The organism is Acetobacter sp. (assembly GCF_022483985.1).
Lineage (GTDB): Bacteria > Pseudomonadota > Alphaproteobacteria > Acetobacterales > Acetobacteraceae > Acetobacter.
Window position 1 is genome coordinate 383875 of record NZ_JAKVME010000002.1, and the last position, 11520, is coordinate 395394.

At 59.0% G+C, this 11520-nt stretch carries 11 protein-coding genes; 7 read left to right on the forward strand and 4 right to left on the reverse strand.

Annotated elements, in window-relative coordinates:
- Nucleotides 1–2: 2 nt before the first annotated feature.
- The 3 genes from LKE90_RS13425 to LKE90_RS13435 all read right to left on the reverse strand — a co-directional run bounded on the left by LKE90_RS13425 (nt 3) and on the right by LKE90_RS13435 (nt 2714).
- A complete protein-coding gene (locus tag LKE90_RS13425; protein ID WP_291491946.1) occupies nt 3–473 on the reverse strand; it encodes a hypothetical protein in 471 nt (156 codons plus the stop codon).
- 12 nt (nt 474–485) lie between these two features.
- The gene (locus tag LKE90_RS13430) at nt 486–1514 is read right to left on the reverse strand and encodes an extracellular solute-binding protein (protein ID WP_291491945.1); all 1029 of its coding nucleotides are present in this window, start codon (nt 1512–1514) and stop codon (nt 486–488) included.
- Nucleotides 1515–1598: 84 nt separating this feature from the next.
- Nucleotides 1599–2714 (reverse strand): ABC transporter ATP-binding protein, encoded by a 1116-nt coding sequence (locus tag LKE90_RS13435; protein WP_291491944.1) that lies wholly within the window; start codon nt 2712–2714, stop codon nt 1599–1601.
- Between the two features lie 104 nt (nt 2715–2818).
- On the opposite strand from LKE90_RS13435, the gene LKE90_RS13440 reads away from it, so the two are divergent.
- From LKE90_RS13440 to acs, 7 genes are all read left to right on the forward strand, one after another.
- Complete coding sequence (locus tag LKE90_RS13440; protein WP_291491943.1) at nt 2819–3100, forward strand: hypothetical protein; 282 nt, start codon at nt 2819–2821, stop codon at nt 3098–3100.
- A 168-nt stretch (nt 3101–3268) separates the two neighbouring features.
- On the forward strand, nt 3269–3676 hold the full coding sequence (locus LKE90_RS13445; RefSeq protein ID WP_291491942.1) for a hypothetical protein: 408 nt from the start codon (nt 3269–3271) through the stop codon (nt 3674–3676).
- Between the two features lie 549 nt (nt 3677–4225).
- Nucleotides 4226–5167, forward strand: coding sequence for a sel1 repeat family protein (locus LKE90_RS13450; protein WP_291491940.1), 942 nt, complete (start codon nt 4226–4228; stop codon nt 5165–5167).
- Nucleotides 5168–5278: 111 nt separating this feature from the next.
- On the forward strand, nt 5279–5752 hold the full coding sequence (locus LKE90_RS13455) for a nuclear transport factor 2 family protein (protein WP_291491939.1): 474 nt from the start codon (nt 5279–5281) through the stop codon (nt 5750–5752).
- A gap of 112 nt (nt 5753–5864) precedes the next feature.
- Complete coding sequence (locus LKE90_RS13460; protein ID WP_291491938.1) at nt 5865–6887, forward strand: NAD(P)/FAD-dependent oxidoreductase; 1023 nt, start codon at nt 5865–5867, stop codon at nt 6885–6887.
- Nucleotides 6888–7039: 152 nt separating this feature from the next.
- Complete coding sequence (gene alr, locus LKE90_RS13465) at nt 7040–8185, forward strand: alanine racemase (protein ID WP_291492055.1); 1146 nt, start codon at nt 7040–7042, stop codon at nt 8183–8185.
- 255 nt (nt 8186–8440) lie between these two features.
- The gene (gene acs, locus LKE90_RS13470) at nt 8441–10339 is read left to right on the forward strand and encodes an acetate--CoA ligase (RefSeq protein ID WP_291491937.1); all 1899 of its coding nucleotides are present in this window, start codon (nt 8441–8443) and stop codon (nt 10337–10339) included.
- Between the two features lie 297 nt (nt 10340–10636).
- On the opposite strand, the gene LKE90_RS13475 is transcribed toward acs, so the two are convergent.
- Nucleotides 10637–11329: a GntR family transcriptional regulator gene (locus LKE90_RS13475; RefSeq protein ID WP_291491936.1), complete on the reverse strand. Its 693-nt coding sequence runs from the start codon at nt 11327–11329 to the stop codon at nt 10637–10639.
- Between the last annotated feature and the right edge of the window lie 191 nt (nt 11330–11520).

The following is an 11520-nucleotide window of genomic DNA, read 5'->3' on the forward strand; positions in this document are numbered from 1 at the left end:
TTTCAGGGCCCAGCCAGCGGACGCCAGAGCAGGGCGAACGTCATGATGACCGCAAGCAGTGCTGTGGCGACGCTGCCCAGAATCATCCGGCGACGTAGCAGAGGCAGCCACAACAGCGACGCCCGGCTGGACCAGTTCGCACCAAGGGAGCGCGCGGTCCGAGTGACATCCGGCTGCGCGTTGACCAGAGCGCCCATCAGGGGAAGCGTCAGGGAGGGGCTGATGAGGAATCCCTGAATGATGGAAATGAGGGTGGGAATGGGTTCACGCGGAAAGAATTGCGACGACAGGACCAGAGAAGGCAGCAGAAAAGCAGCAAGGATATCCGGTATCCAGAAGGCGATCGTCAGAAAATACCAGATCTGGGAACGGGATGTCGCCAGACAGAGAGCCGCCATCAGTATCGCGGCGACAAAGGAGATGATCGCATGCGTCGCAACAACACCAGGAGGGAAGCCGGGAAGGGGAATCATCTTGCCATTCTCTCAGCGCTGGCTGAGCCATTGATCGAAGCGGGTTTTGATCGCAGGCAGGTTCCTGCGCCAGAAATCGACATTCAGAGGAAAGGCCGGCGGTAGCGTTCCGACACGCGGCTGGGCTGACTCCGGTGGCGCAATGATCAGACGTGCGTTGAGAGCATTCTGCTGCTCGGACGCGGCAGCCCACGTGGCCAGCCCCAGCGCTGACGTTACGTCTCTGCTGCCGTTGGTGGGAATGACCCAGTCGTAATTGACCCGCAGAAGGGGAAACCAGAGGTTCCTGAAGCGCGGTGTCGGCAGACCGGCGTTGGCGGCGGCGATCTCACTGGTTGGCGTGACGCTCATCAGCGCAGCGCCCTTGGTGAGGATATGCATGGCTTCGGCGGAGGTCGTCCACCAGACGATATAGGGCTTTAGCTGGGAGAGACGCCTGAAGGCCCGGTTGAGTCCGGCAGGCGTAGCCAGAGTGCTGTAAATGGCATCGGGAGAAACGCCATCAGCGAGAAGGGCGATTTCCAGAGTGATGCGGGGATCGGCGCGCAGCCCGCGCTTGCCGGGGTGTCGGGCGACATCCCAGAAGTCCCGCCAGCTCGGTGTATCGGCGAACCGAGAGCTGTCCCATGACAGCGCGTAGTCCAGCGAAAGCGCGGTCACACCGCAACGGGCCGGATCGGCATTGCTGCTCTCGGAGGCCGTCGCGGGAAAAGGCAGGAAGAGTCCCTCAGTACACCCTGTTTCGGCGTCATCATCCTGTATGAGCAGGAGAGACCAGTTCTGTCTGCCAGAGCGGAGCAGGGTGTAGTTGGCGTCAGTCAGATCGGACCAGAGCGTGGTTCTGACCTTCTGATGGGTCAGTTGGTAAAAGGGTTTCCAGACGACTTCGTTCAGTGTGGCGTTCAGGGAACCGCCCTGGGTCGCAACCACGAGAGGGCGCGTGCCGGTCCGCCTGACATGGGAGGCGGCATCCGATTTCTGAACAAGGCAGCAGGTCGAGAGCAGGACGGCCGACAGCCCGGCCAGCAGACGGCCAGGCATTTCATTGAGCCGGAACGACTCACCCTTGCTCGGTGAAGAAGAAAACAAGATACGCCCTTGGGTTAGCCTAGACTGGTCCGCAGACTAGCCTTCTTTGTCCTGTGACGGGAAGACCACCGCTGCCGAGGGGCCCCAGGCCAGCAGAACCGTCTGTCCAACGGCAGTGCCGGGTGGCAGCGAGCCTGCCGGTCGATGTACGACCATCTCCGTGCTGTCTGCGAGTCGCACGCGGAGAAGAAGCAGGTCTCCCACGTTGCGGATGTCACTCAGGGTCGCGGAAAGACTGCCTGCCTCGCCATCCGTATTGGCCGCTCCTCGTGGAAACATCAGCGCAATTTTGCCGGGGCGGATGCACAGCTCTACAAGATCGCCTTCCGCGACATCACCTTCGGCAAGCGCTTCCATCGTACCACCACAGGCGAGACGCGTTTCCACAATGTCATCCTCGACCGTGAGGGCCAGCCCGGTGAGGATATTGGCGTCCGTCATGGCGGATGCGAGCCGTGCGGAAGCGGGCCGGTCAATCAGCTCTGCGGCTGAGCCGATCTGCAAAAGCGCGTCATCTGCAATGACGCCAATGCAGGTGGCGGCAGCCAGTGCGTCACTCCGGTCACGGGTCAGGAGCAGAAGGCTGGTCTCGCGCGCCCTTTGCAGCCTGATCAGGCGGTGGTGGATATCCGTGCGGGTTTCACTGTCCAGCCCGGCGAAAATATCCTCCAGAATGAGGGTGGCCGGGTCCGTGGCCAGCGCCCGGGCCAGTTGTGCCCGCAGTCGTTCAGAGGCTGTCAGGGCTGATGGTGGCGCGTCGGCCTGCTGTTCCAGCCCGAGAAGCGCGAGAAGCTGGGCAATCTTATGTGCCGCCTGATCCTGCGACAGTTTTCGCGCCCGTAGAGGAAAGGCCAGATTCTGCCGGATGGACAGATGTTCGAACAGAGGATCACGTGCGCCAACGACAGCAAGGCCGCGCTGGCCGACAGGGCGGTGTGAGATATCCTGATCCAGAAGCGTCAGATGGCCGCTACCGACAGGTCGGTGCCCGGAGAGGATATCGGACAGCGCCCGCAGAGCCTGCCCCGAATCATTCAGCATCAGGAGCGCCAGACATTCTCCCGCATGCAGCGCAAAAGAAAAGGCAGGGCCATCTGGGGCAAGGCTGATAGTGTTCACTCTCAGTGTGGTTGAACGGGTGCATGATGTCATGCCGACAGGGAACCACAACCTGACGGGAGAGTTAAGATGGGTGCTGGAGTCCGGGATAACCGGACAGAACTGACAGTCAGGTCAGCAAACAGGAGCGAGTGAATATGTCCGCAGAAAAGATCAGGAAACAGGCACAGGCAGCAGTGGACGAAGCCTCAACGACGGCGCGTGATGAACTGGAAGCGCTGAAGAGTCAGCTTGAACATTTTCTGAGCACCCATGTTGTTCCACCGCTTTCCGATGCGGCGAACTCGGCGGTTTCCAATGCGCGCGAGATTGCCGAGCATCAGAAGGCAAGCGTTGCGACCAATGTCAGCGCGAAGCCCTTCCTCTCCATCGCGATTTCTTTTGTCGTCGGATTTGTCGTCGGACGCCTGTCGCGTTAATGTTTTGTCTCAGGAACCTGTCATCAGGGCGCCTGAGGCCAGATCAAGAGTCTACCTTCCTGTGAGGTGTTCTGCTCCTGCCTCGGTTGCTTTATGGATGAGGCAGGGGTCATAACAGGTCGCCGGTTCATCCTCGATGCCGGCTTATGTGAGGTAGACGGGGATCCAATGCACTTTTTCGATGTCGGCAAATCCGCGGCTCAGGCGGAAGTTCAGCTTCTTCAGCAGAAAGCGATGCGGATCGGGCGTCAGGTTGCCCTGTTGCTGGTTGCGGCGCTCCTTGGCTTTTTCTCGCTGATTACCGGTCATGCGCTGCTCTGGGCCATCTTCCGTTATGAATTCGGGTTGGGTCCGGTCCTTTCACCGGCTCTGGTCTTCTTTGCCGACATCTTTCTGGCTCTGGTGTTCGCGTTCTTCGGACGGCGTTCCTATCTCTATCCGGCTGAAGTGGAAGCGCATCTCAACCGGGATCGTCGCCTCAACGAACTGCGGCAGTCCCTCAACATGCTTTCGCTGGCCACTCTCTTAGCGGGGCCGCTGGGTCGTTATCTCGGATCGAAGCTGCGGCGGCGGTAACGGTGCTTTCTGATGTGCGCGGAAAAACGGGCCTTATGGCCCGTTTTTTTTTGAGGATTCCATCACATACAATAATGAATTACGAATAAAACCCATCGAACCAGTAGCGGCATGGACTCTGCTTCGTCTGAAACGGGCTTCTCTTCTGCATATTCTGGAGGACTGTATTTTGGCTGCGGAATGCGCGCTACTGACAGTTACGCATCATGCTTATAATAATCCTAGCGGCACGATGGGCGCGGTGCATGTGCTGGGTGGCTTTGTTTACTGTCATGATAGTATGTTCTGTCGCATTGCATGTGTGGGTGGAGCGCCCTTCGCACAGACTGGCAAGGCGATTGGCAGGTCCGCGTATCGTGGCATAATTCGTATCCGATGGGAGGCGGAACCTGTCTGTTTTCGCATCTGCATATTATGGTTTTACGATAGATGGTCTTTCTTAAATAAACGAGGGTGTTGGTTGTGTGGCGTAAATTTCTGGACAAACGAAAACGTGCGTCCGGAAGGAGAAAACGGGTCGAGCAGGCCGGAGAGGGGTCTGTCGACGCCATGTTTTCCATGGGCGAGGCCTATCTTGCCGGCGAGGAAGGTGTGGCGCCCCATGCCGGACACGCGGTCTGGTGGATGGAGCGGGCTGCGAGAGGAGGTCATCCGCAGGCTTGCGTGCATGCTGCGCGTCTGGCGTGGGACGGTTTTCTGCCGGATGAACAGGCGCTGGGCCAGCCTGTAAGGCGGACGCCTCGCAAAGAGGACGCCCTGATGTTCGCTCGGTTGGGGCATCAGAGAGGTGATCCGGAAGCTTCACTCTTTCTCGTCTGGCTGCTGGACGCCGCCGGAATGGAAGAGGAAACGGAGCGACTTGAAGCATTACAGGCGGCTGCTGCGGAAGGCCTGCCCCTGGCGCTGGTCGGGTTGGCGGACAGGGAGGCGCGTGCCGGAGCATCGGCTGAACGCCTCATGGATATGCTGTCGGTCCCGTTGGAGAAAAAACTTGGTATTGCCCACCATATGGTTTCCACATGGTACGGGCATGGGATCGTGCTGGCTCAGGATGAGAAAAAAGCCCGGCATCATCTGGAGATCGCTGCGGGAGCGGAATATGTACCCGCCATGGCGCTGCTCGGGGAATGTTTGATGGTGGAAAATCACCGTCAGGGTGTGGACGAGCAGGAAAAAGAGCGTTTGCGCTTTCTGACGCGAGGTGAGAGCCTGCTGCGTAAAGCGGCAATCAGTAATGGAAGAGCCGCCTGTGTTCTGGGAGATTACTGGTCGGGTATTGCTGAAACGCCTGATATCGGCCAAGCGGTCCAGTGGTATGAAAAGTCGGTTTCCTTGGGATTCCCCGGTGCTTTTTTCATGTCGGCCTGCCTTGTTCTGGAAGGCCGTTCCAATCACATGACGCAACAGGATGCCTGGACACGAATGGAACAGGCTGCCGGAGCCGGTCATGCGGGAGCTGAGAAGGCCTTGTCAGAAAGAGTCTTGCCCTGAGAAAGGTTTTCCGTTTCTCATGCATGCTCTGATGTTCCCATCATTCGATAGGGTTCTTCTACTTTTCAACTCTCCGGAATCAAGCCTCTTTTCGACGCAGGATCGTACATCATGGAACAACCTCGCCCACCGTGCCCGCCTTTTCTGACGACAGCCGATGCGGCCAGAAAAGTTCGGCTGGCCGAAGATGCATGGAATAGTCGCGATCCTGAAAAGGTCGCGCTGGCCTACACGGCTGGCAGCATCTGGCGAAACAGGGTCTGCTTTCTGGAAGGACGTGAGAAAATCATCGAGTTTCTGGAGAATAAATGGAGAAGGGAGCAGGAGTATCGGCTGATCAAGGAACTGTGGGCGTTTCACGAAGACCGTATTGCCGTCCGCTTTGTCTATGAATGGCATGATGATCGGCAGAACTGGTTCCGCTCCTATGGAAATGAGTTGTGGGAGTTTGATGCGGCGGGCCTTATGCAATGGCGTGTCGCCAGCATCAACGACATGCCGATTGCGGAAAATGAGCGCCGGTTTTTCTGGCCGCAGGGACGCCGTCCTGACGATCATCCGGGACTGACGGAAATGGGGCTGTAGCCCGAGCAGGCAAATGGGGACGCCGCGAGGCTGAACGCATCGGAATATTGCCTCCCGCCGCTGGCTGGCGCACAACGTCCTCAGCGATAGTCAGCAGGAGGAACGCGGTCGCATGTCAGGCGCCACAGTCAGCACGGATGTTGTCATCATTGGCGCGGGTCCAACCGGACTGTTCGCCGCTTTCCAGTGCAGCATGCTCAGGATGAGCTGTGTTCTGGTCGATGCGCTGGATGAGATCGGTGGCCAGTGTGTGGCGCTCTATCCCGAGAAGCCGATTTACGACATTCCCGCCTGTCCCGCCATCGAGGGTGGTGAGTTGATCGAAAAACTCTCCGAGCAGATCGAGCCTTTCTCCATTCCAAGGCTTCTGGGTCGGCGTGTCGAGGGGCTGACGGGGTCGGCTGGCGATTTCCGTCTGGAAACCAGCAAGGGTGACGTGATCCACGCAAAAGCTGTGGTCATCGCGGCTGGCGCGGGAGCGTTCGGACCGAACAGGCCCCCGCTTGAAGGGCTTGAGCAGTATGAGACGACTGGCGCGGTCCGCTACAGCGTTCGGCGTAAGGCTGATTTCGAAGGCAGAAGTCTGGTGATCGCCGGAGGTGGCGATTCCGCGATCGACTGGGCGCTGTCCCTGTCGAAGGTCGCCCGCAAGATTTATCTGGTTCATCGCCGCGACAAGTTCCGTGCCGCTCCGGAAAGCCTGAGTCAGCTTGAGGAAGCAATTGCCGGAGGGGTGGTGAAAAAGATCACGCCCTATCAGCTTAAGGGACTTCGGGGCGCGGAAGGTCAATTGACGGGTGTGGACGTCGCGACACTGGAAGGCGAGGTGCGAACGCTGGAGGCCGAGCATCTGCTGGCTTTCTTCGGCCTTGCCACCGACCTCGGGCCGATCGCGCAATGGGGTATTGACCAGACGCGCTCGACGATTCCCGTCACGCCATCATCCTGTCAGACTTCTCTTGCGGGCGTATACGCCATTGGCGATATCGCCTCCTATCCCGGCAAACTGAAGCTGATCCTGCAAGGTTTCAGCGAGGCTGCCATGGCGGCGCATGCCATTTACAGCATCGTCAACCCTGATCAGGCGCTTCATTTCGAATACTCAACGAGCAAGGGCGTGCCGGGCTCGGCCTGAAGCGGCTTCGTCCTGTCGGGTGTCAGAGAATCTACAGGGAAAGAAAGCAGGTTTGTCAGCAATCTTTCTCTGTCAGCCGGTTTTCAACCTGCCCCATGATGCTCTATCTCTATAGCTGAGAGCGAAATGATCAGTGGCGGAGATATGAGGTGATGGACGTGGCGGCGCAGTGGGCTGGCGGCATTCTGAATATCGATCTTCAGGCCGTCGCGGACAATTATCGCACGCTGTGCCACGTCATTCAGCCGTCGGGCCAGACATCCGTTTCCCGTCCACTCTGCGCCGCCGCCGTAAAGGCGGATGCTTACGGGCTGAACGCGTCCCTTGTCGCGCCTGTCCTTGAGGAAGCCGGTTGTCGGCATTTTTTCGTCGCGCATCTGGCCGAGGGCGTGGCGTTGCGCCCCTTTGTCAAAAATCCTCAGTCCTCGATCTTCGTGCTGCATGGACCGCCTCCCGGCACAGCGCGTGATCTGCTGGAAGCCGGGCTGGTGCCGGTCATCAACAGCATGGAGCAACTGGTCGAATGGCGTGAGTTGAGCCGTACGCTGGAACGACGGCTGCCTGCGGTGTTGCAGGTTGACTCCGGCATGGCCCGGTTTGGCATGAACGCCGATGAGGTCTTGAAAATCGCAGCCGATCCCACGTTTCTGGACGGCATCGAAACGGTTCTGGTGATGAGCCATCTTGCCTGCGCCGATACGCCCGAGGTCCGAAGCAATCGGGCGCAACTGGAAGAATTCCAGCGTCTGGGCGTGATGTTGCCGAAAACGCCGCGCAGTCTGGCCGCTTCCTCGGGCATTTTTCTCGGGTCGGACTGGCACTTCGACCTCGTTCGGCCCGGCGCCGCGCTCTATGGCGTCAATCCGACACCCGGTAAGCCCAACCCCGTGAAATCGGTCATCCGTCTGCAGGCGCGCGTCATCCAGACCCGTTCAATTCCGGAAGGACAGGCCGTTGGTTATGGCGGCGGTTTCATCGCTGCCCGTCCGAGCCGTATCGCACTGCTTGGCATCGGGTATGGCGACGGTTTTCTGAGAAGTATTTCCGGGCAGGGCACCGCCATTCTGCCGTCACAACCCGCTATTCCCCTGCCGGTTATCGGGCGGGTCTCGATGGATTCGCTGGCCGTCGATGTCACTGATCTTCCTGAGGGCAGCGTCCGTGCGGGCGATCTGGTCGATTTGATCGGGCCGCATAACTCTCTGGATGCCGCCGCGACTGCTGCCGGGACCATCGGTTACGAATTTTTGACCGACCTCGGCAGACGTTACCATCGAACCTATGCGAGAAATGAATAATTTCCATAGCGATAATGAAGAAGCGAAAACTGACGGTTTTCAGACCGTGAAGTAGGTCCGCTTTACCTGTGTATGTGAATTTACAACGTTTTCATTTATGTAAATATGTGCCGTAAAAGCTGCAGTTTTCCGGGAACTCTGTGGTCTGGATAATATTTTACTTGTCCGTCTGGCGGGAAAGCGGTCAGTATTGGTGCAGTGACTGGTTTCGGCGCTGAATTCAAACTCTCTCACCAAAAAGAAGAAGACTGCTCCATGTTGTCCACGCCCCGTTTGACCCCTGAATCTTACAAGCGTTTGGTTGAAACGGCCCGAAACGATCCGGAAGCTTTCTGGCTCAGGGAAAGCCGGCGTCTGGAGTGGTCCGCCGTGCCGACCGCATCGGTCGATGCGGGCTCCGGCTGGTTTGCCGATGGAAAGCTCAATGCGAGCGTGAACTGCCTCGATCGCCATCTGGCGATGCGTGGTGATCAGACGGCGGTCATCTGGCAGGGGGAGGAGGACACCAATGTCCTGCGTCTGACCTATCGGGACCTGCATGACCGCGTCTGTGCTCTGGCCAATGTTCTGCGGGACAGCGGCGTAAAGCGCGGCGATCGCGTGGCGATCCATCTGCCCGCCGTGGCCGAAGGCATCGTCGCCATGCAGGCCTGCGCCCGGATCGGCGCGATGCATATGGTCCTGTTCGGTGGTTTTTCCGCGGAGGCCATTGCTGACCGTCTGGCTGACAGCGGCGCGGTTGTCGTGATCACGGCCAATGTCGGGCGGCGCGGCGCGAAACGGATTCCGTTCAAGACCACGATGGACGCGGCCATCGCCCTGCGTGGCGAGACTTCAACGGTCCGCCGCGTGCTGGTGGTCGAGGTGACGGATGACGCAGTGCCCCTGACAGAGGGGCGTGACGCGCTGCTGACACCTCTGCTGGAAGCGGCTGCGACGACATGCGAGCCGGAAGCGATGAATGCGACCGATCCGCTGTTCCTGCTCTACACGTCCGGCAGCACCGGCAAGCCGAAAGGCATCGTTCACGGCACCGGTGGCTATCTCACATGGGCGTCCTACACCCATGAACTGATCTTCGATCATCAGCAGGGGGACGTGTTCTGGTGCACAGCCGATATCGGCTGGATTACGGGCCATACCTATCTGGCCTACGGTCCCCTCGCCAATGGTGCGACGCTGCTGCTGTTTGAGGGCATGCCGTCTCACCCGACACCCGGCCGCTGGTGGGATGTCATCCAGAAGCACGGGGTCACGACGTTCTACACGTCGCCCACCGCCATCCGCGCGCTGATGAGCGAAGGCAACGAGATTCCTGCGGCCTATGACCTGTCGAGCCTCCGGGTGCTGGGGTCGGTCGGTGAGCCCATCAATCACGAGGCATGGACGTGGTTTCATGATGTGATCGGCGCAGGGCGTTGTGCGCTGGTCGATACATGGTGGCAGACGGAAACCGGTGGCGCGATGATCTCGTTGGTGCCTTACGCCGTCGAACCACGTCCCGCGTCGGCCACTCTGCCGCTGCCGGGTGTCAATCCCGTACTGCTGGATGAGAAGGGAACGCCGCTCGACGGCGCTGTCGAAGGCATTCTGTGCATTGACGGCTCATGGCCGGGGCGCGCCCTGACCATCTGGAACGACGACGCCCTGTTCCAGACGACCTATCTCAAACCCTATCCCGGCCACTATTTCACGGGTGACGGCGCGCGCCGCGACGCGGATGGCTATTACTGGATCACGGGGCGCGTGGATGACGTGATCAACGTGTCCGGTCACCGCATCGGCTCAGCGGAAATCGAGGACGCCATATCGGAAGTTCACGATATTTCCGAGAGTTCCGCCGTGGGTATTCCTCATGACATCAAGGGGCAGGGTCTTGTGGTCTATATCGTGCCGCATGAGGGGCTGAACGAAGAGCAGATGGCTGGCCTGAAGGATCAGGTCGTCAGGATCATCGCCAGCAAGGTGGGGCGTTATGCCGTGCCTGAGGCAGTCTATGTCGTGCCGGATCTGCCGAAGACACGGTCAGGCAAGAATGTCCGCAGGCTCATGCGCAAGATCGCCTGTGGGGACACGGAGGGATTTGGCGATCTGTCCACGCTGGCCAACCCGGGAATTGTCAACGATCTGATCAGGATCGTCGGCAAAGCGTGATTTGATGAAGGGCAGGCTTATGTCCTTCATTTCTGACGCCAGCGGTTCTGAGGATTGATGCCTATGCGGGCGCTGCCTCGCGCCCGCGAGGGATAACGGGGCTCCTTGACCCCAGCCGTTTGATATAAATGGCTTCCAGAGGCACGCCTTTGGACGGGATTCGGGGTGGAGTGCCAAACTGTCTCCCCGGACAATGGGCGCTCCATAAGACCGCTGGCATGAGATGTTCACAGCAAACGTGATCAGATGAGCCGTGTCCTTTTATGGGGCACGGCGTAAAACCCCTCAAACTGTCGCTTATTTGGCAGCCGCTTCCTCAGCGACCTTCCTGCGGAAAACATCCACCGAGATGGCGGCGGCTTCCAGAATATGCTCCCGGGTCAGACGGGCGCACAGTTCCGGATCGCGGGCGCGGCAGGCCTCCAGTATGGCTTTGTGTTCACGATCGGTAATGGCCTTGCGTCCCTCGATCACCAGATGCCCGCGGATGTAACGATCCAGCTTGAAGTGCAGATCCTCGATCATTTCCAGCAGGCGAGGCTGTTTGGCGGCGGCATAGATGGCGTTGTGGAACGCCCTGTTCAGACTGCCCGAATGGGCCACCCCATCCTGCACAAACGCTTCGTAGGCGTCCTCGACATGGGCGAGATCGACCCGCGTCATGTTCCGCACGCCCTCTATGGCGGCCTGTTCTTCCAGCAGGGCGCGGATGCGGGAATATTCGAGAATGTCCCCCTCATCGAGACCAATGACCACCGCGCCGCGATTGGGCAGGCAGGTGACGAACCCTTCTGCCTCCAGCCGCTTCAGGGCTTCCCGGACAGGGATGATGCTGACGCCAAAGCCATTGGCGAGTTCGGACTGGGGAAGAGCCTGTCCAGTCTGGATGATATCCGCGAGGATGGCGTTTCGCAGGGCGATGCAGATCGTTTCCGCTGCGGTGCCATGCGCGATGGTTTCCACACTGGCAAAAAGTCGGGTCGGCAGCATTTCGGCGGCATTCCGGTCAGAGGAAGGTCTGTGAAGAAGAGTGTATCATACCACAATCGTAATGTTTGGTCAGGCCTCAATCCGGATGGGAGGATCGATCGCAGGAGAGGGGCCGTCAGAGCGGGTATCGGTCATATAATATAATATATTGCAGTAATTATATTTCTATGACATGGGAGAAATTATCATTG

Excerpts from the sequence above, each read along its gene's own strand:
- LKE90_RS13425 (WP_291491946.1), bottom strand. The coding sequence starts at position 473 with ATGATTCCCCTTCCCGGCTTCCCTCCTGGTGTTGTTGCGACGCATGCG.
- LKE90_RS13430 (WP_291491945.1), bottom strand. The coding sequence starts at position 1,514 with ATGCCTGGCCGTCTGCTGGCCGGGCTGTCGGCCGTCCTGCTCTCGACC.
- LKE90_RS13435 (WP_291491944.1), bottom strand. The coding sequence starts at position 2,714 with ATGACATCATGCACCCGTTCAACCACACTGAGAGTGAACACTATCAGC.
- LKE90_RS13440 (WP_291491943.1), top strand. The coding sequence starts at position 2,819 with ATGTCCGCAGAAAAGATCAGGAAACAGGCACAGGCAGCAGTGGACGAA.
- LKE90_RS13445 (WP_291491942.1), top strand. The coding sequence starts at position 3,269 with ATGCACTTTTTCGATGTCGGCAAATCCGCGGCTCAGGCGGAAGTTCAG.
- LKE90_RS13450 (WP_291491940.1), top strand. The coding sequence starts at position 4,226 with ATGTTTTCCATGGGCGAGGCCTATCTTGCCGGCGAGGAAGGTGTGGCG.
- LKE90_RS13455 (WP_291491939.1), top strand. The coding sequence starts at position 5,279 with ATGGAACAACCTCGCCCACCGTGCCCGCCTTTTCTGACGACAGCCGAT.
- LKE90_RS13460 (WP_291491938.1), top strand. The coding sequence starts at position 5,865 with ATGTCAGGCGCCACAGTCAGCACGGATGTTGTCATCATTGGCGCGGGT.
- alr (WP_291492055.1), top strand. The coding sequence starts at position 7,040 with ATGGACGTGGCGGCGCAGTGGGCTGGCGGCATTCTGAATATCGATCTT.
- acs (WP_291491937.1), top strand. The coding sequence starts at position 8,441 with ATGTTGTCCACGCCCCGTTTGACCCCTGAATCTTACAAGCGTTTGGTT.
- LKE90_RS13475 (WP_291491936.1), bottom strand. The coding sequence starts at position 11,329 with ATGCTGCCGACCCGACTTTTTGCCAGTGTGGAAACCATCGCGCATGGC.